General features: G+C 43.6%; 17 protein-coding genes. 7 read left to right on the top strand and 10 right to left on the bottom strand.

The window, feature by feature from the left end:
- Window positions 1-47 precede the first annotated feature (47 nt).
- Both AC3CKG_RS21980 and AC3CKG_RS21975 read right to left on the bottom strand, forming a co-directional pair.
- Window positions 48-1,073 carry a zinc-binding alcohol dehydrogenase family protein gene (locus AC3CKG_RS21980; RefSeq protein ID WP_102487080.1) on the bottom strand — a complete coding sequence of 342 codons (1,026 nt, stop codon included), beginning with the start codon at window positions 1,071-1,073 and terminating at the stop codon, window positions 48-50.
- Window positions 1,074-1,229: 156 nt separating this feature from the next.
- Entirely contained in the window at window positions 1,230-1,997 is a 768-nt protein-coding gene (locus tag AC3CKG_RS21975; protein ID WP_488529969.1) for a glycine betaine ABC transporter substrate-binding protein, read from the bottom strand.
- A gap of 269 nt (window positions 1,998-2,266) precedes the next feature.
- Here AC3CKG_RS21975 and AC3CKG_RS21970 point away from each other — a divergent pair, with 269 nt between their 5' ends.
- Window positions 2,267-3,199, top strand: a complete 933-nt coding sequence (locus tag AC3CKG_RS21970) for a LysR family transcriptional regulator (RefSeq protein ID WP_488529349.1) — start codon at window positions 2,267-2,269, stop codon at window positions 3,197-3,199.
- A gap of 144 nt (window positions 3,200-3,343) precedes the next feature.
- Here the strand turns inward: AC3CKG_RS21970 and AC3CKG_RS21965 are convergent, their stop codons facing one another.
- On the bottom strand, window positions 3,344-4,471 hold the full coding sequence (locus AC3CKG_RS21965) for an alkene reductase (RefSeq protein ID WP_065104584.1): 1,128 nt from the start codon (window positions 4,469-4,471) through the stop codon (window positions 3,344-3,346).
- A gap of 143 nt (window positions 4,472-4,614) precedes the next feature.
- On the opposite strand from AC3CKG_RS21965, the gene AC3CKG_RS21960 reads away from it, so the two are divergent.
- On the top strand, window positions 4,615-5,505 hold the full coding sequence (locus AC3CKG_RS21960; protein ID WP_488529348.1) for a LysR family transcriptional regulator: 891 nt from the start codon (window positions 4,615-4,617) through the stop codon (window positions 5,503-5,505).
- A 176-nt stretch (window positions 5,506-5,681) separates the two neighbouring features.
- Here AC3CKG_RS21960 and AC3CKG_RS21955 read toward each other — a convergent pair whose 3' ends face one another.
- Together AC3CKG_RS21955 and AC3CKG_RS21950 are read right to left on the bottom strand one after the other, a co-directional pair.
- A complete protein-coding gene (locus AC3CKG_RS21955) occupies window positions 5,682-6,071 on the bottom strand; it encodes a hypothetical protein (RefSeq protein ID WP_017107843.1) in 390 nt (129 codons plus the stop codon).
- Window positions 6,072-6,241: 170 nt separating this feature from the next.
- Entirely contained in the window at window positions 6,242-7,435 is a 1,194-nt protein-coding gene (locus AC3CKG_RS21950) for a benzoate/H(+) symporter BenE family transporter (RefSeq protein WP_488529347.1), read from the bottom strand.
- A 101-nt stretch (window positions 7,436-7,536) separates the two neighbouring features.
- Between AC3CKG_RS21950 and AC3CKG_RS21945 the strand changes: the two genes are divergently transcribed.
- Window positions 7,537-8,103: a helix-turn-helix domain-containing protein gene (locus AC3CKG_RS21945; protein ID WP_488529346.1), complete on the top strand. Its 567-nt coding sequence runs from the start codon at window positions 7,537-7,539 to the stop codon at window positions 8,101-8,103.
- Window positions 8,104-8,198: 95 nt separating this feature from the next.
- On the opposite strand, the gene AC3CKG_RS21940 is transcribed toward AC3CKG_RS21945, so the two are convergent.
- Window positions 8,199-9,248: a cysteine synthase A gene (locus tag AC3CKG_RS21940; RefSeq protein ID WP_372201324.1), complete on the bottom strand. Its 1,050-nt coding sequence runs from the start codon at window positions 9,246-9,248 to the stop codon at window positions 8,199-8,201.
- Window positions 9,249-9,418: 170 nt separating this feature from the next.
- Between AC3CKG_RS21940 and AC3CKG_RS21935 the strand changes: the two genes are divergently transcribed.
- Window positions 9,419-9,634: a hypothetical protein gene (locus AC3CKG_RS21935; RefSeq protein ID WP_017109081.1), complete on the top strand. Its 216-nt coding sequence runs from the start codon at window positions 9,419-9,421 to the stop codon at window positions 9,632-9,634.
- Between the two features lie 189 nt (window positions 9,635-9,823).
- On the opposite strand, the gene AC3CKG_RS21930 is transcribed toward AC3CKG_RS21935, so the two are convergent.
- Both AC3CKG_RS21930 and AC3CKG_RS21925 read right to left on the bottom strand, forming a co-directional pair.
- Entirely contained in the window at window positions 9,824-11,017 is a 1,194-nt protein-coding gene (locus AC3CKG_RS21930) for an acetate/propionate family kinase (RefSeq protein ID WP_065111379.1), read from the bottom strand.
- Window positions 11,018-11,774: 757 nt separating this feature from the next.
- Entirely contained in the window at window positions 11,775-13,775 is a 2,001-nt protein-coding gene (locus tag AC3CKG_RS21925) for a DEAD/DEAH box helicase (RefSeq protein WP_479241551.1), read from the bottom strand.
- A 392-nt stretch (window positions 13,776-14,167) separates the two neighbouring features.
- Here AC3CKG_RS21925 and rnb point away from each other — a divergent pair, with 392 nt between their 5' ends.
- Both rnb and AC3CKG_RS21915 read left to right on the top strand, forming a co-directional pair.
- Window positions 14,168-16,174, top strand: coding sequence for an exoribonuclease II (gene rnb, locus AC3CKG_RS21920; protein ID WP_488529345.1), 2,007 nt, complete (start codon window positions 14,168-14,170; stop codon window positions 16,172-16,174).
- A gap of 118 nt (window positions 16,175-16,292) precedes the next feature.
- Window positions 16,293-17,123 carry a helix-turn-helix domain-containing protein gene (locus AC3CKG_RS21915; RefSeq protein ID WP_065104577.1) on the top strand — a complete coding sequence of 277 codons (831 nt, stop codon included), beginning with the start codon at window positions 16,293-16,295 and terminating at the stop codon, window positions 17,121-17,123.
- Window positions 17,124-17,220: 97 nt separating this feature from the next.
- Here AC3CKG_RS21915 and AC3CKG_RS21910 read toward each other — a convergent pair whose 3' ends face one another.
- A complete protein-coding gene (locus AC3CKG_RS21910) occupies window positions 17,221-17,583 on the bottom strand; it encodes a DUF3024 domain-containing protein (protein ID WP_065111382.1) in 363 nt (120 codons plus the stop codon).
- A 266-nt stretch (window positions 17,584-17,849) separates the two neighbouring features.
- Here AC3CKG_RS21910 and AC3CKG_RS21905 point away from each other — a divergent pair, with 266 nt between their 5' ends.
- Window positions 17,850-18,665, top strand: coding sequence for a phosphate ABC transporter substrate-binding protein (locus tag AC3CKG_RS21905; protein WP_065104576.1), 816 nt, complete (start codon window positions 17,850-17,852; stop codon window positions 18,663-18,665).
- 182 nt (window positions 18,666-18,847) lie between these two features.
- On the opposite strand, the gene AC3CKG_RS21900 is transcribed toward AC3CKG_RS21905, so the two are convergent.
- Window positions 18,848-19,534 carry a MaoC family dehydratase gene (locus tag AC3CKG_RS21900; protein ID WP_065111383.1) on the bottom strand — a complete coding sequence of 229 codons (687 nt, stop codon included), beginning with the start codon at window positions 19,532-19,534 and terminating at the stop codon, window positions 18,848-18,850.
- Window positions 19,535-19,730: the final 196 nt, after the last annotated feature.

The following is a 19,730-nucleotide window of genomic DNA, read 5'->3' as shown; positions in this document are numbered from 1 at the left end:
TTAAACCGTCAACGACTCAAAACAACGGCGGATTAAAACATCAGCAATTAGTATTTGATGGCCGTTTTACCAATCGATGCACTGCTTTCAATACGTTGATGTGCATCTTTCAGTGTCTCAACACTAAAGCCATTCAATGTGGTGGTAAGCGTAGATTTAATACGACCCGCATCAATCAGGTTTGCAGCTTGGAATAAGATGTCTTGTTGCTTCTGGATATCATCAGTGTTGAACAGTGAACGTGTAAACATCAGTTCCCAAATAAAGCCTGCTGATTTACCTTGTAACGCAGACAAATCAACTCCGCCATCAAACTCCACGATCGAGCTGATCATGCCTTGAGGGGCTATTAGCTCTACCATCGAATCCCAATGCCCTTTTGTATCAGCAACATTGAAGATGTAATCCACATGTTGGATACCTTGCTCTCGTACAGACTCAACCAAGTTACGGTGATTCACCACATGGTCTGCACCCATATCCCTAACCCACTGTTCAGTTTCAGGTCTTGAAGCTGTAGCGATAACTTTCAGATTAGTCAGTTGCTTCGCCAATTGAATCGTAATTGAACCAACACCGCCTGCTCCACCAATGATCAGGATAGACTTTTTCTCTTCAGGACGAACACGCAAGCGGTCAAACAATGCTTCCCAAGCCGTAAGCGTTGCTAGTGGCATAACGGCTGCAGCTTCATCAGAAAGGCTCTTAGGCGCTTTAGCCGTAATACGGTAATCCACAGCTTGGAATTCTGCGTTAGCACCCATACGTGTTACGTCACCCGCATAGTACACACGGTCACCCACTTCGAAGCCTTCAACGTCTGTGCCTTTACCAACAACTTCACCGACTGCGTCATAGCCCAGTACTTTAGGTTGTTCGAGTGTTTTATCCTTAGCATTACGAATACGAATTTTAGCGTCTGCAGGGTTGATAGAAGTCGCGCTCACTTTTACCAGCAAGTCATTATTTTTTAGTTCTGGCAGACTCGTTTCAAACTCAAACAAACTCTCTTGCTCGGTAATCGCAAGTGACTGAGTAAATCCAATAGCTTTCATTTTTGATGGTAGTGACATTGTGCTTTCTCCTTGAATTAGACGAGTTAATCTTAGTTAATTCCCACCCGAGATAAACCGCCTAATATTTGAATAATTCTCAAATAATTTTTGATAATAGTATTGCCGCTATCTGGGTAATGCAGACATCTAACTGCATTGCCAACGGCTTAGAGGTTAAATTAGGCCATTCTCAATCAACCAATCATGTGTGACTTGATCTTGTGATTTACCTTCACGGCAAACTTTGTAATCCAGTTCGGCAATAATATCGTTCGAGAAACGCAGTGAATCCAACTTCTGAATCTGTTCTTCACTGAACAAGAGCTTCTTGTCATCTCTTAAAAGCAGTACCGCTCTATCAACAATTCCGAGCAAGCCTTTAGGCTCTTTGAGTTCGCGAATATCGTAGCGATAATGCAGAAACTGCGGTTTCCATAGGGGCACGATGACCCACTCTTTGTTTGCGACCGCACTTTCAAATGCACTGAAACAATCGTCTTCACTGCCAGGAAAGAACTTATAACCGGCATCGTTCAGGCTATAGTCTGTCATCATTTGGATAGAGAAACGTGTGATACCAGCTCCGGGATTGATACCTTGGATAGTCGAGTTCATTTTCTCGATCACTTCGGTCTTTAATAAATCAGAGATTTCAGAAACCGCCTCTTCAGGTACATAGTCTGGTACGCCCCACAACGCGTAAGGTTCATAATGAAGCCCAAGCTCGATAAGCGGTTCAACGTCTTCAACGCCCGCTTTGTAGATACCGTGACTTGATGGCAACCACGCAGAAGAAAGCATATCCACTTGGCCTGCTTTCAGCTTTTCAAAGTTCTCCTGATGTGGAGAGAAAATACGCTCTACCTCAAACCCCATGGCTTTTAATACATTGGTAACCAGTGATGCGGTCGTACGGTGGAATGACAAATCCGTTACACCCATTGTGATTTTCTTAGTCATCTTACTTCCCCTAGATCGTAGGCTTCGTCCATACAGTGCGTACTGCGCTACGTTGTCGATATGGGAAGATGATAGTGAGAAAATTACTAATGAAGAACAGCCTCACATTTGAATTATTATCAAATTAATTTTGACAATTAAGTGTTTGAAGCTAACTTAGAAGCGATAAGTAGGGATAACCCATTTGCAGATTGTGATTGGGAAACATTCCAGCTCCATGTTTAGAACATAATTAAATACAGGTAGATAACATGCTTCTTGAAGACTTACAGGTCATTTTGAAAGTAGCGGAGTTTCGCAGTATCACTGCAGCAGCCACCAACCTAGACATGCGAACGGCCACTGCCAGTGCTGCAGTTAAACGTGTTGAAGCTGCGTTAGGTGCTGAATTGTTTATCAGGACCACGCGCCACCTTAGATTGTCTACCGCGGGTGAGCGTTATCTACCTGAATGTGAACAAGCATTGAAAATGTTGGATCAAGCAAAGCTCAACATGCGAGAAGAGCTCGGTATTCTTGACGGTGAAATTCGCATTGCGCTTTCATCGGATCTAGGGCGTAACCTAATCATACCTTGGTTAGATGAGTTCTTACTTGAATACCCAAAAGCGACGCTTCGCACTAGCATCAGCGATAGCAATATCGACTTCTACCGAGATTCCGTCGATATGGCGCTGCGTTACGGTTCCCCGACTGACGCCAACATGTATGGTTTTAAGATATGCGATGTGCCGAGGGCATTGTGTGCTGCTCCTGAATATTTGGCTGAAATGGGAGCACCAAAACAACCTAGTGACTTAGCTCAGCACAATGGTTTGCTTTACCAACTCCACGACATGTTGCAAGACGAATGGGTGTTTCACGATGGCAATCAAGATCATAAAGTGAAGCTTAAAGGGAATCGTACATCGAACGATGCTGACCTTGTGAGACGTTGGTGTATTGCAGGGAAAGGTATCGCAATAAAGTCTTGTTTAGATATGTCGAAGCACTTGCTCTCTGGTGAGGTCATCAATGTTATGCCTGAATTCAAACCAACACCAACCGAACTTTGGTTAGTGTGTCCAAGCCGTCAATCCATTACACCGACCGTTCGCTTGTTAAGAGACTTATTCAGAGAGAAAACCGCAGCGATCCTTTCTCAATTGGGTGACCAAGGTATTATAGAACCTGCAAAAACCTAGGGATCGAGCCCTCTTCAAAAACAACATTCCTAAAAAACAATGTTCCTAAAAGCCAAGACTTCTTAAATTCTAGAGCTTAGAAGACATGCCCCATAGAATAGTTAACTAGCATAAACGGCAGAATTGCCGTTTATGCTATGACGATTATTCAGCGTTATAAAAGCTGTAATCTGAATAACCAATATTTGTCCCACCATACATAGTATTTGGGTCTACTTCATTTAATGACCAACCATTTTTGATGCGGTCCGGTAGATCAGGGTTTGCAATGAACGGGCGACCAAAACCAAATATATCACCGTAACCTTTTGCTATCATGCTTGTTGCTTTTTCTGCTGTGTATTTACCAGCATACATAACAAGGCCTGAGAAATTAGCTCTTACCGCTTGATAGAAACTATCCGGTAGGTCCGGTGCACCATCCCAATCAGCCTCAGCAAGAGAAAGGTAACCAACCCCAATTTCATCAATGAGTTTAATTGCTTCAACGTAAGTTTCATGAGTGTCTTCTTCAACCATACCAAGATAAACACGTACTTCATCTGTTGTTTCGAAAAGTGGTGCAAAACGTACACCGACTTTATCTTTGCCGACTACATCAGCGACAGCTTGAGTGATCTCTTTTAAGAAGCGTAAGCGGTTTTCAAGGTTTCCGCCGTACTCATCAGTACGATGATTTGTGTGAGCAGAAATGAACTGGTTAACAAGATAACCATTGGCACAGTGTAGCTCAACACCATCAAAACCCGCTTCGACAGCATTACGTGCCGCTTGAGCATACATTTCAACAAGCGCTTTCACCTCAGCTGTAGATAGCTCACGCGGCATACTTGGATCAGCGAGATCACCTTCACCCGGTGCTGTTTCAATGAACACTTTCACAGCATCAGCTAGAATTGCTGACGGCGCAACAGGCGCCTCTCCATTTGGCTGCAAGCTAGTGTGTGATACACGACCAACATGCCAAAGCTGCGCGTAAATAATACCGCCTTTGTCATGAACTGACTTCGTGATTTTTTTCCATCCTTCGACTTGCTCAGCAGAGTAAATACCAGGTGTCCAAGCATAACCTTGGCCACGAGGTTCTATTTGCGTGCCTTCGGTTACCATGAAACCGGCTGAGCTACGTTGACCGTAATAATCTGCCATTAAGTCATTAGGAATATCATTGGGTTGTGTACTGCGAGAACGAGTTAGTGGTGGCATGACAATGCGGTTTTTCAGCGTTTTGTCACTCATCTTTATTGGTGAAAATAATGCGTCGTGTTTCATCGTGATCTCAATATAAATAAAAGTAATGTTCGAATCGTAGGTACATTTCGATGAATATCCTTTTCACGTCAATGAATATGACTCGCAATATAATTCCGAACAGATACAATTAAAATAAAGACAACCATGTATAAGTTACAAGTATGGCTGATATCAGTAAATTAGAAATAAAACAACTTCGTGTTCTTTCGGCGGTACTGAAGCACCAAAGTTTAACAAAAGCATCAACACAGTTAGGTATTACTCAGCAAGCTGTCAGCGAACAGTTGCGTAAGTTACGTGAGATATTTCAAGATAGGTTATTTATTCGCAGTAGCCATGGGGTTGTAGCAACCCCAAAGGCGCAAGCACTTGAACCTAAAATTCAGCAGATTTTACTCGCAATTGGTGCCTTGAGTGATTCAAGCCAGTTTAATCCAGCAAACTTAAACGGTGTGTACCGGATCAGTGCATCAGATTATGCAATCCAAGTTATCTTACCGTCATTACTTGCTGGAATACGTAAATGTGCACCGAACTTGAAAATTATTATTCGTCGTTTTGAGTCAGATAACCTGTATCAATTAATGGCCTCAGGTGATGTGGATCTTGCACTAACATTTCCAGCGTTCATTCCTGAGACTTGTCCATCAATGTTGTTATACGAAGAGAGACACCTCGGTGTTACAGCAAAAGGTCACGCCGAGCTTTTTACTGGTTTGAGCTTGGCAGAGGTTGCAGCAGCACCGCAACTTGTTATATCACCGTCGCGAGCTAACTTAAAAGGATCGGCGGATGAATGGTTTGCGAATAAAGGATATAAACGAAATACCATCATGTCTCTGCCGAGCTTTTCTGCTGCGCCCGATTGTATTGCAGCGATGGAAGTATTGGCATTCTTGCCTTCGCGTATGCTACCGAACGATAAGCTCGCTGAAATTGCACTGCCTGAACCATTACCAACGTTTGAAGTGATAGCTGCATGGCATCCAAGATCGAGTCAAGATCAAACTCATGCGTGGATAAAAAGTTTACTGCAAGATTTATACATGTAAAAACCACTAGTGCCATTAACTATTACGCTCAAAATCAATAGGGCTGAAACCAAAACAAAAAAGGCGTTAGCGAACTTCAATTCGCTAACGCTTTTAATCATTTGAGCATCATATGGGTATGATGAACATACTGACTGTATTACAAGTACTTGGTTTAATACTCTTAATACAAGAGCTTAGTTTGACTCGTCTTCAACAACGTCACAATCTGCACAGCACTGAAGAGCGATTTCATGCTCGAAAGTGATGGTGTCTTTGCCTTCTTCCAGTAGCTCTGCGATTTCATCCGCGACTTCTTTCTCATCATCCGCTTCGATGTCACTTGCTAGCTCTTCTTCTGAGTAACCGAAGAAGTTTAGTAGTAGGTACTCACGAGCTTCATCTTTAGTACAAACCACGTTTGCTGAAAGATCAGGTGTAATCTCACCTTGCGCAAGAGTCGCTGTCAGTTGAGCGATAGCATCCTCTTTCATCGCAGGCGTTAACCAACCAAGATCAGTACTTACCGTTGTTTTTTTACAGTCGAAGCAAGGCAGTTGGTGAAAGTAGTATTGAAAGCTAGTCATAAGTAATTTCTTCTTTAAATGTTATATAGCGAGATTATGCGCGTTTTGTAGCAAAATACTATCTCAATCACAACCTAAGGCTGATTCGATCTGAATATTTTTATCAAGTACAGAGCACCATAGTGACTACTGATAAATTTGAGGCTACGCTCACTTGGGAGATCATCCCATTACGACGAAGTTTGCGAAGTCTTGTCTACTCCACGCGACTTAGCCTTGTAATTGTGTAACCAGCAACAAAATAACCCGATGCACAGACCCCAAAATGCACTGCCGATCCCTAGTAAATTGGTGCCAGAAGCCGTGAATAGGAAAGTAAAAAGTGCAGGCTCTCGATAGTGGTTGTCTGCCATCGAAACGGCTAAACAATTCATCAATGTAGGCATCACCGCTAACCCCGCGACAGCTATCACAACCGATGAGGGAACCGCGCTAAACAACGACACGAATGACATCCCCATCACACCAGCTAACAGGTAAAATACACCCATCGAGACCCCAGCCATATAACGTGTTTTTGGATTATCATCTGCATTAGGGCCCATGCAGATTGCTCCTGTAATAGCTGCAAGGTTATACGCAAAGCCACCAAGCGGGGCCAATAGTAGCCCGGTTACACCAGTGGTGGTGATGATCTTAGATGAATCAACTTGGTATCCGTTCGCTTTAAGCACAGCAAAACCTGGCAAGTTCTGCGAAGCCATAGTCACAATAAACAGTGGGATACCGACGCTAACCAACGAGAAGAACTCAAAATCAGGCATAATGAAAACCGGTACAGTTAAACCGACTGTGACCTGACTGACATCAAGTTTGCCAAAACCGACACACATCACCAAAGCAATAACGAAAATACTTGGGATCAGTAAGTTTCCTAACCTTGCTTTAGCCAAAATAAATACAGCAAGCATGACCGCTACTATCTGAACTTCTTCCATTAACGACGTAAATAACCCCAAACCAAACTGCAACAAAATCCCCGCCAGCATGGCAGATGCGATTGATGTTGGGATCTGTTTAAGTACCTTCTCAAAGATTCCCGCTAAGCCAACCAGCGTGATCAACAAAGAGCTAAAAAAGAACACCGCAACCGCCTGGTTCATTGTTAGCCCTTCCAAAGAAGTAATTAACAACGCCGCTCCAGGGGTCGACCAAGCTGTAACCACAGGTTTCTTGTAATAGAGCGAGAGCAATATCGTAGTGGCGCCCATGCCAATTCCCAACGCCCAAAACCATGACGCGACTTGCTCTTCAGTTGCTCCTGCACTCATTGCCGCTTGGAAAATGATCGCAGCAGCACTCGCATAACCGATGAAAACAGCAATAAAGCCGGTACTGACGTGAGAAAATTTTAGCTTAGTCATGTTAATTTATTCCCGTGTGCGTTATAACGTCCATAGATTGAACTTAGCACCTGTGCGCTATAACGCACAACTGATTTTTTAAAAAAATTTGTAGAGAAAAGATGCAAACAGAAATTAAGGTCGGCGTTAACTTGAAACGCCTTCGCCAAGAGAAAGGCTGGAGCTTAGACAAAACGGCAAAAGCAACAGGCGTGAGTAAAGCAATGCTAGGACAAATTGAACGTGGAGAATCAAGCCCAACAGTCGCTAAGCTCTGGCAGATAGCTTCTGGGTTCGAGGTGTCACTTTCGAGTTTTATCGCTGCTAGTTCAAACAGTGAACTGACGAGCTTATTCAGAGATGCAAACGAACTAAGGCATGAGGAATACAACGCTGGTTTCTTCGTCAGTTTGTTGTTTCCTTTTGAGGAGGCACTAGGGTTTGAAATATTCGAACTCACTCTAGTACCAGATTACCACCATGAATCCGAACCACATAACGCAGGCGTCACTGAGCATATTTTATGTATTTCGGGAGAGATGGCTGTGCTGTTTGATGGTGAGTGGCAAACGTTACGAGCAGGGCAAGCCGTTCGTTTCAATGCCAACCAGAGCCATGGCTACAAAAATGTTGGGGAAGGAAATGCTGTATTCCACAACGTAATTCACTACCCTTACAGCAAGCAATAGTGCCGGATTTGTCGATAGCGGGTGTTTAGGGCTAACCGGATGCTTAGCTCTAACGGATTAGTGGCAAACCACTGGCTAGTATTAACTTAGAATGACTATACGTTGACGACCATACTGCCATCTTCCGCTTGATAACGAGCCCATAGTTGAGAAAGGTTTTCTTTATTAAGCTGTATCTCTTTTTCTTTCAGAAACGTTTCGTTGTGCAGCTTCGAATACGAGCGCTCAGCAAGATCACAGCTAAATGTAACGATGGTTTTTCCTTTCCCCATTCTAGCCGCGGCGTATAGCGCTCCTGCTACGTTCAACGACGAGCTGCTTCCTAGAAGAATACCGTCATGTTCCGCAACAAGGCGGGATATCGTAACCAAATCCTGATCGGGCAGCGTGATTGCACGATTGATTTTTGCCTGCCTGAAATTTTCAACCGTTCGCATGATCCCTATGCCTTCCGTGAACGAACTTCCTGTGGATTGATACTGTCCATTACGGAGAAACGAATAAATGCCAGACCCATTTGGGTCAACCAACCAAGTTTCGAGATTGGGTTGCTGCTCAGATAGGTAGTGTGAGTTTCCAGCAATAGTTCCTCCAGTCCCCACCACTGAAACTAGAGCATCAATATTACCCTGTGTTTGCTGCCATATTTCCGGGCCAGTATTTAAATAGTGCGCTCGATAATTACTGAGATTTTCGAACTGATCTGCCCACCAGAAATTCTCATTTTCGACACCAATCCGCTTAGCCGTGTGGTAAAAGTGTTCAGGATTTGCAAAAGGACAAGGGTCGACCAATAACAATTCAGCGTTATAAAGCGAGACCATACGCTCTTTCTCTTGTGCCTGCCCTTTTGGCATCACCACCAACATTTTATAACCGAGAGATTTAGCCACTAGAGCAAGGCCAATCCCCGTATTTCCTGCGGTACCTTCGACGATTGTCATTCCCGGCTTAAGCTTACCGGCTTCTACTGCATCCATCACAAGCTGAAGTGCCGCTCTATCTTTAATCGAACCACCCGGGTTCTGGTGTTCGCACTTAAGAAGAATCTCACAACCTGATATCTCTGAAAGGCTGTTGATTCTAACAAGATCGGTATCGCCAATGAGTTCACTGAGATTGTTTGCAATATGGGCAGATGACATCGCGACTCCATTTATTTGTTAAGGGTGAGTTTGTTCATCGATTGAGTTGTCGATGATCATAAGCGTAGCTCTGAGCCCTGCTTAGTCAAGGAGTGCCGGATTTGAAAAGACTCTCATTTTCTAAATAGCAATTATAATTAGGGGTGATCGATTAAATTGAGGGTAGCAAAATGTTTCTAAAAGAGAAAAAGAGCGGTGACCTCGTAGATGTTACTGAAATGACCAAATTGACCAACTTGTTTCAGGACAGCATCGAAGGTCGGTTTCAAGCTGGCGAGGAGCAGCAAGACCCTGAGATGTTTAAAAAGTCCGAACTGGTGTTTATGTCGGGTGAAGAGTTACCTCGATGTTGGACAGATCCAAACTACCGCTCAGAGGCTAAATAACTTTACCGATTCCGGAACACTATAAAACTCTGTTCTAACAGCGTTTGACGATAGCCATGTGGACTATGTAATGGCATAGTTAATTTGGCCCCCCTGTTAAAGCGTTCAGACGCATCTTTACTAGACACAAAAAAGCGAGCCACTTGGGCTCGCTTTTTAATATTTGTCTTGCTTAGGCTTTAGCTTCGATTACAGAAGTTCTACCGACTGTTGAGCAATAACGAATTCTTCATTGGTTGGAATAACCATTGCTACTGCACCAAGCATTTCTGATTTAGCGATGATGCCTTCAGCGCCAAAGCGAGCGGCTTCGTTACCAGCTACATCTTCAACAAAACCAAGAATCTTAAGGTTGCTTAGGATCTCACGACGAATTGGTAGTGAGTTCTCACCAATACCACCTGTGAAGATGATGCCGTCTAAAGAATCTAGCGTTGCAAGGTAAGAAGCAACGTATTTCGCTACGCGGTAAGTAAACACCTCAAAAGCCAGTTTCGCGCCTTCGTGGCCCTCTTCCATTGCTTCTAAAATGCCACGAGCATCGCTCGTAAGACCAGACACGCCTAGGAAGCCAGACTCCTTGTTTAGAGAGTTGAATACTTGCTCTTGTGACCAACCTTTCTTAAGTAGGTACTCGATGATACCTGGGTCTAAGTCACCACAACGTGTGCCCATCATAAGGCCAGAAAGCGGTGTGAAGCCCATTGATGTATCAACACTGTTACCATCTTTGATTGCGCATACTGAAGCGCCGTTACCTAGGTGAACAGAGATGAAGCTAGATTCTTCAACTGGCTTGTTGACCATTTTCGCTGCTTCACGGCTAACGAAGTAGTGGCTAGTACCGTGGAAACCGTAGCGACGAACGCCAAAGTCTGTGTATAGCTCTTTTGCGATGGCACCGGTAAATGCACGTTGTGGCATTGTTTGGTGGAAAGCAGTATCAAACACAGCGAACTGAGGTAGAGAAGGGAAAGCTTCGATCGCAGCACGGATACCAATAGCACCTGCTGGGTTATGAAGTGGAGCTAGATCAGACAGGCTTTCAATCTCATTCGTTACTTCTTCAGTAATACGAACAGTCTGAGTGAACTTTTCACCACCATGAACGATACGGTGACCGATAGCGACGATATCTGCCGTAAAGCCTAGGTCTTCCATCAAGCCTACCAACTTGCCAATGGCAATTTTGTGGTGGTTACCCTCACCTTGAATAGCAATTTCTGTTTTCTGACCTTGATACTTCCAGCTCATGCGAGCATCTTCAAGACCAAAACACTCCCCTAAGCCACTTAATACTGCGTCACCAGAAACAGAATCGATGACAGCAAATTTAAGGGAAGAACTACCCGAGTTAATAACCAGAACAAACGAATTAGACATTGGATATGGATCCTGTTTCAGTACGAATTTAGTGAAGTTTGCGCTTCAATTTTAGTTAAGTCTATTATTCAATAATTTTTGAATCTTTCAACTTTTGTTTTGCAAAAACCACCAAATGAACACAATTAAGTTGATCTTAGTCATCAATTCATTTCTTTCGAGAACGAAAATTAAAAAATAGTTGAATTAGATGAAGTAAATGCACTTATGAAACTGATAGGTTCATACAAACTACATTGAGAGCAAAGTCATCTTGTATTGAAACCTTATCCCAGAGTCCAATTCATGAATTAAGCCCATAAAGCCAAAAAACAAGCTAGCGTTCTACGCTGCGACTTAAAAAATACAGCACGACACTTAAATATAGAGCGGTTGGTTACCAATACCCGCGAATAGAATTTATGGCGTTTCACTTCGCCTCATAATTTAGAGAGATCACTTATTTAGCTCGAAAGGTTGAGCAGCTCTTACTTCAAAGTTCATTTTCATTATAGCTGTGCATTTCTTTTGCTAGACAGCGAACGACTCCCATATCCCCTAACTAAGTATCCTAAACAACGCTTTCAGCGCATGTGAGTGGATTGCCATGTGATACGAGGCATTGTCTAAACTTGGGCTTAGAACGTGCTACAGGCGCGACAAATAAAATAACAGGCACAAAAAAGCCGAGCATTATGCTCGGCTTTTAAATTCACTGTTTAAGCTATTCGTCTATAAGCACTTGGCTTGTAAGCTTCAGCTTAAAACTAAAGGTTGATTAACCTTCGCTGCGCTCTGGACGACGACCACGGTTGCCGCCATTGCCTGCTGCGTTGCCATGGCCACGTTCGCCACGGTGGTTACCACGGTGATCGCCACCACGGTTACGGTCGAAACGACGCTCGCCATCACGGCCGCCAGCTGAGTTACCATCACGTGCGCCGTCACGGTTGCCACGGTAGCCACCACGACCGCCATTGCCGCCTTCACGGTTACCACCTTCGCGATTACCGCCTTCACGGTTACCACGGTAGCCGCCGCCATCACGACCGCCACGACCGCCATCACGACCGCCACGGTTGCCATCACGACCGCCGCCGCCACGACGAGGCTCACGGAAGTCGTTGAAATCAACAACTACAGCGCCAGCTTCTTTTTGACGAATGCGAAGTTTGCTTAGCTTACCAGCAGTTTCAGAGTTCATTGCTTTTGGCAGTTGAACGTAAGTAGAACCTTGGTCTAGCTTGATAGCACCGATAGAACCTTTAGTTAGGCCAAGTTCGTTTGCTAGTGCGCCAACGATATCTTTAACCTGAACGCCTTGCTCACGGCCAACTTGTAGTTGGTACGTATCCCAATCTTGCGTATTGAAGTTACGATCGCCACGACCATTGTCACGGTCTTCACGACGCTCTTTGCGACGGTTCTTATCACGCTCAATAGCAGCGATCATTGGGTCTTCGCCAACGTAGAATAGAGGGCTCTTACCTTGCTGACGCTTAAGAAGCATTGCAGCTAGAGTAGCAGCATCAACTTCTAGAGATTCTTGTAGTGTAGAGATTAAACCTGCGAAGTTTTCTAGAGCTTTGCTCTCTTTCTCAGTTTCAAGCTCAGCACCAAGCTTAGCAACACGTGCAGCAGCAACTTCGTCACGTTGTGGAAGTTGGATTTCTTCCATTTGAGACTTAGTTACACGCTCGATTGTGCGAAGCATACGGATTTGGTTAGTGCGAACTAGTAGGATCGCTTTACCTTTACGTCCAGCACGGCCAGTACGGCCAATACGGTGGATGTAAGATTCAACATCGAATGGGATGTCGTAGTTAAATACGTGAGTGATACGTGGAACATCAAGACCACGTGCTACAACGTCAGTTGCAACTAGGATATCGATAACACCTTGTTTGATGTGATCAACAGTGCGCTCACGTAGAGACTGAGGAATATCACCGTGCAGTGCAGCAGCTTTAAAGCCACGTGCAGATAGCCAATCAGCTAGACGCTCAGTGTCTTGACGAGTACGTACGAATACGATTGACGCGTCAGTTTCTTCAGTTTCAAGAAGACGAGACATTGCTTCGTCTTTTTCTACGCCTTTAACAACCCAGTAGTTTTGCGCTACTTTGTCAACTGTGTGGTTAGTACCAGCAACGTCAACTTTAGCCGGGTTACGTAGGTAACGGTCAACAATAGTCTTAACCATTGGAGGCATAGTCGCAGAGAAAAGTACACGTTGTGCAGATTCTGGCGCTTGCTCTAGGATCCAAGTAACGTCATCTACGAAGCCCATTTTTAGCATTTCATCTGCTTCATCAAGAACAAATGTATGCGCTTCATCTAGGTGTAGACGGTCACGAGTTAGTAAGTCTTTAACACGACCTGGAGTACCAACAACAATGTGAGCACCGCGGCTTAGAGCACGCATTTGGTCAACAATTGAAGCACCACCGTAGATTTCAAGAACTTTAAGACCGTTGATGTCACGACCTAAGTTTTTGATTTCCGCAGCAACTTGAATAGCTAGCTCACGAGTAGGAGCCATGATGATTGCTTGTGGTTTGTGTTGGTTCAGGTTGATTTTGTTAAGTAAAGGCAGAGAGAATGCTGCTGTTTTACCAGTACCAGTCTGTGCTTTACCTAGTGCGTCACGGCCTTCAAGAAGAAGAGGAATAGCTGCTGCTTGGATTGGAGTCGGAGAAACGAAACCCATGCTATCAAGAGCTGAAAGAATGTTATCGTTAAGGGCTAATTCATTAAATTGAATTACAGATTCGGACATTGGGATCCCACTATATATAAGTAAACAAAAGGTCCCGGGAGCTCTATCAATTCCAATACTGATCCAATCAGATACTGATTCCATTCAGAGTTACGAAGCAGTAATAAAACACTTCAAGCCATTAGGGACGTCTAAGGGAGGCGGATTATTCCCTAAATGCATAAAAAAAGCCAGAAAAAATTGAAATACATCACATATTTTTCGGTTTTACATCAATACTGGCTATCATATCGTCAAAACTTGATGAATATCTCGTCACAGCACCAAACTTCGAGCAAATTGACCTAGTTAAATAAGAGGGCAATTAATTTACGCTCACTTCGCCTTTCAGTAGTAATCAAGCCTCGCAATGATTATAGTGTGCTCAATTGTCCTCGATAGATAAAAGTCAAATGTTTCAAGATAATCCTCTACTCGCTCAACTCAAACAGCAAATCCAAGAAACCCTCCCTAAAAAGGAAGGTACAATCAAAGCCACAGAAAAAGGGTTTGGTTTTCTCGAAGTCGATAACAAGACCAGTTTCTTTATCCCACCTCCATACATGAAGAAATGTGTGCACGGTGACAAAGTTATTGCCATCATTCGCACCGAGAAGGATCGCGAAGTAGCAGAGCCTGAGGAATTGATTGAACAGGGTCTTACTCGTTTTATTGCTCGAGTGAAGTTGTTTAAAGGTCGTTTGAACGTAGTTCCTGATCACCCGCAACTGAAAAAGCTACAACTTAAAGCGAAAGCAAAGAAGGGTCTAAACCCTGAAACGCTAAAAGAAGGCGACTGGGTTGTTGCTCATATCGTTCAACACCCGTTAAAAGGTGACAACGGATTCTTGGCTCAAATCTCTGAGAAAATCACAGACGCTGACGACAAGATCGCACCTTGGTGGGTAACGCTGGCACAAAACGACCTACCTAACAGCGAGCCTGAAGGTATCGATGATTGGAAGATCAATGATGACGCCGATCTTGAACGTATCGACATGACACACGTCCCTTTTGTGACCATTGATGGTGAAAGCACAAAAGATATGGACGATGCGCTTTACGCGAAGAAGAAAGAGAACGGTGATTTTGAACTGACTATCGCGATTGCAGATCCTACGGCTTACATCTCTCCAGATGATGCGATGGATAAAGTGGCTCGTGAGCGTGGTTTCACTATTTATCTGCCTGGCCGTAACATTCCAATGTTGCCTCGTGATCTGGCTGACAACTTATGTTCACTGATCGAGAACGAAGTTCGCCCTGCACTTTGCTGCACAGTAACGGTATCTAAAGATGGCGTTATCGGTGATGACATTAACTTCTTCGCTGCAAACATCAAATCTCACGCTCGTCTTGCTTACGACAATGTATCTGACTGGCTAGAAACTGGCGCATCTGAGAAGTGGCAACCGTCAGAAGAGATCGCTGCGATTGTTTCTGACCTTCACCAATTTGCTCAAGCTCGTTCAGCGTGGCGTTCTGCAAATGCGGTTGTGTTCCCAGACCGCCCTGATTACCGCTTTGAGCTTAGCGAAGATAACGATGTTGTTGCTATCCACGCTGACATGCGTCGCAGTGCGAACAAGTTGGTTGAAGAGTCTATGATCAGCGCGAACATTTGTGCAGGCCGAGTATTAAAAGAGAGCTTTAACCAAGGCGTCTTTAACTGTCACTCTGGTTTTAAAGCTGAGAAATTAACAGACGTTCTAGAGCTGGTTAACCCAGAAACAGAAACACCGTTTACAGAAGAGCAGATCGTTTCTCTGGAAGGTTTTGCTACTCTGCGTCGTTGGTTAGGTTCTTTAGACAACAGCTACTACGACAACCGTATTCGTAAATTCCAAGCGTATAGCGAGATCAGCAATGAACCTGCGCCGCACTACGCGATGGGATTAGACATTTATGCGACGTGGACATCTCCAATTCGTAAATACGGGGACATGATTAACCACCGTATGCTTAAAGCACACATCTTAGGTAAAGCACCAATTCAAACACCCGACGAAACCATTGGTGATGAACTTGCTCTACACCGCCGTCACCACGGCATGGCTGAACGTAACGTTGGCGATTGGTTGTATGCTCGTACTCTAGCGAACGCTCCAGTTGAAGAAACTCGTTTCCAAGCAGAGATCTTCGACATTAACCGTGCTGGTATGCGTGTACGTCTACTTGAAAATGGTGCGGCTGCATTTATCCCTGGCTCTCTCATTCTTAATAATAAAGAAAGAATAGAGTGCAACGGTGATATGGGTACTGTATCTATCGATAAAGAAATGGTATACAAACTGGGAGACGTTTTAGAAGTAGTTCTCTCAGAAGTTAATCAGGAAAACCGTAACTTGGTAGCAAAACCTACACAAGTATTTGCGGACTTGCCTAGCGAGCCTGAAACAACAAACGAAACCAAAGCCTAATTTCTGATAGGTTTACTTCTAAAGGCGCTAATTATTAGCGCCTTTTTTGTAAATGTCTCATGCTTAAACAATACTAAAACCAATAAGCAACTCGTTTACAACGTCAAAGAAGCGCACTATGTCATCGATAACAGTTACTCAATTTAGAAACTTTATTCCCAGAAAACGGGAACGTTACCCCGCCTCTAAAAACGGTATTTTCATCGTTTCGAAAGGCAGTATTTCTTTCACCCTACCTGATGGTACTGAAGCTTCACTTCAAGCCGGCGATTTCACGTTATACAACTCCGGCCAAATTAAAGACATCGACGTTGATACTGAAAACGGTGAATTCAGCGCAACGTGTTTAGACTTCGATTTATCGATATTCCAAAAATTCATCAACCAGTCTGGAGATCTTGAGTCGTTACGCGTCCCTCAGGAATACATCAAGTTCGACCGAGCTGACATCCAAATACGTGAGCTGAAAGAGCTAACTATGTCTCTCGCTGATTCTTCTCCTAAAAATGACTACGCACTCACCCAACTGGGCTTAGCTCTGCTTTCTTTGATGGTTGAGAAGCACCCTGCTCTACTCGTGATCATTGCTCGAGCTGCAAGGCTTACCGTCACGCAGAAAGTTATCCACTACATAGAACAAAACATCGAAAACAATATTTCGTTAGACACGTTAGCCAGTTACATGGGCATGTCTCCCGCGACACTGAAGCGACGTCTATCCGCTGAAGACCTTTCTTTTTCAAACCTTTTGAAAATCAAACGTATTGCTCATGCTGCCACCCAACTCAGAACATCCGCTAAATCGATCACACAGATCGCTTATGAGTCTGGCTTTAAGAGTGCAGCACACTTCAGCACCGCCTTTAAGACGTATCATGGCAAGACACCAAAAGACTTTAGATCACTGATTGCTCAAGCTCAGCAACCCCAAACTCGTTTCAAAACTTAAGTTGTATGGTTTAAAGTTTAACAGCCTTGGTTTAACAAAGAGGTTGTCGGGGTTAAAACCAACTAGATAGGTGGATGACCTAAGACCACTGCCTTAACTAAGACCAAAAATAAGACTTAGGATCTTTTTCTATTTCAGACAAAATAGCATCAAGATCCTTAGATTTAGGAAGGTAGGGATAAGGTCCCCAATGAATGGAATCGGTGCTTACTTCGGTTTCAAGCGGCACCATAACCAGCCAACAAGTCAACGACTCATCAAAAGTAACGCAGGCGATTTCGTTTGTATAATCACTATGGGATGAGTCGAGCAAATAGTGGGCCTGAGAGAACAAGACACCACCCTCACACTCTTCATATAAGGATTTACCTAGCTCGACAGGTAAACTGCGATTTCGAGAAGTACAGAGCTTTTCAGCCCCAATTAAAAGCCGGTTAAGTTCTATATGAATGACGGACATAACACCCCTTCTAACTTAATAGAAATTTCAATCAGTCTCTAATTAGCTTAGGACTCAACAAACACTTTAGCGAACAAGGGCAAACAAAATACCAACCGCGCTCTCATATCCGATCTTCTTTCGTAAAGCCGTCTCGCGCTCATGAACCAACGTTAGCGGTATTGGTTTAAAGATTCCGGACACTAAATCACGAATATGAATTTTCACAAAAGTGTCATATAACCGACCTATCATATGCGACAAATGTTATTAACTAGGAGTTGTTTATGTTACGAGTCGCGCTTGCCTCTCTTTTATCCTTAGCCCTTTCTTCTCATGCTGCTTATGCACAAGAAACCAATATTTCGGGCTCCACTTCTGTTGCTCGAGTGATGGATGTATTAGCAGAGGAGTACAACAAGACTCATCCTGATAATTACATTGCAGTTCAGGGCATAGGCTCTACAGCTGGCATTACCATGGTGAATAAAGGTGTCGCTGACGTGGGTATGAGCTCACGTTACTTAACCAACCGTGAACAGAGCGAAGAGTTACAGGTATTCCCAATTGCCTTTGACGGCCTAGCAGTCGTAACCAATCGTTCGAACGCCGTGAATAACATCACTCGTGAACAGCTATTCGATATCTACAAAGGTAAGGTAACGAATTGGAAGGAAGTGGGTGGTGCCGACCAACCTATCGCGGTCGTAACTCGTGAAGCTTCTTCTGGTTCACGCTACAGCTTCGAAAGCTTACTTGGTTTAACGAAGATCATTAATGACCGTCGAGTGTCTGACATCAATCCAAATAACTTGGTTGTAAACAGCAACAGCATGGTAAAAACAATCGTTAACCATAACCCACACGCTATTGGCTTTATCTCTGTTGGCTCTGTCGATCGTTCGATTAAGGCAATCACATTTGAAGGCGTTGAACCAACATCAAAGAACATTGCGAACCACAGCTATGAACTGGCTCGTCCATTTTTGTTGCTGCACAAAACAGACGCAGTGTCGGATGAAAGCAAAGACTTCATTAAATTCGTGAAGTCAAAGCAAGGGCAAGATCTTATCGAAGAATACGGCTATACACGCATTAAGTAGCTACACACACATTAAGTAGCAAAGAGCTATTGAGCTATTGAGCTATTGAGCTATTAGTTATGTTAGTAATGCTGTGATGTCTATTTGATATGACACAAACAAAAAAGAGAGAGCATTTAGCTCTCTCTTTTTTTGGAATCTATAATCTTCGTCTAAGAATAATTTCTCTTAAAAGCAAAGTATTAAAAGTGAAGTTGAATCACCGACACTATCACTGCACCAGGGCGACGAACCCCTTCGATTTCTACGCGGATTTCGCGTTCAATCTCTAAGCCCTTTTTGATTGGCGTTACTTTTGTCAACGTGCTCTTAGCGCGAACGTTACTGCCAGACTTAACAGGGTAAGGAAAACGAACTTGGTTAAGACCAATGTTCACAACCATTTTAGCTGTTGGGAATTGAGATTTATCTGGATCAACACTGTCAGTCAATCTTGGAAGAAGAGACAGGGTCAAAAAGCCATGTGCGATAGTTGTTTTGAAAGGTGAATCCGTTTCTGCCTTAGAAGGCTCAGTATGGATCCACTGCATGTCTTCAGTCACTAAACCAAACTGGTTAATGCGCTCTTGACTTACATTAATCCAATCGCCAGTATGAATAACTTCACCGATCTGCTGATTAAGCTCATTCAACACAAGTTGTGCTTCAGGCTTAATTTCGATCGGCTTCTCGATCGGCATAACTGGTGCATCTTCATTAACTGCAGGTTGGTGGTGATCACGAACCCATGCGAAGAAATGACTATTTTGCGTGCGGTTCAGGAAGTCGCCCCAATACTCTCTAAGAGCTGGAGACATCCATTGCATAAACTCTGAGTGTTGCGAAGAAACGCTATCGCCTCGGTGTTTAAATAAATCAATGACCTTCATAAGAACCTCAGTGCACAAAAATTTCAATATAACGTGTTAATTTTGAAACACTTCACACTATTGTGCAAATGTTTTCGAGCGTACAAACGTTAGCTGAACCATTACTTATTATTAAATATCAACAAGTTAAAAATAAAACATCATTTTATTAGACACCTACTTTTAGAGTGTTAACTCCATCACACAATGAACATTT

The sequence above is a fragment of the Vibrio sp. QJM3NY_15 genome (assembly GCF_057785995.1).
Note: the sequence above shows the minus strand (reverse complement) of the source record. Positions and strands in the feature narration are given on the sequence as shown.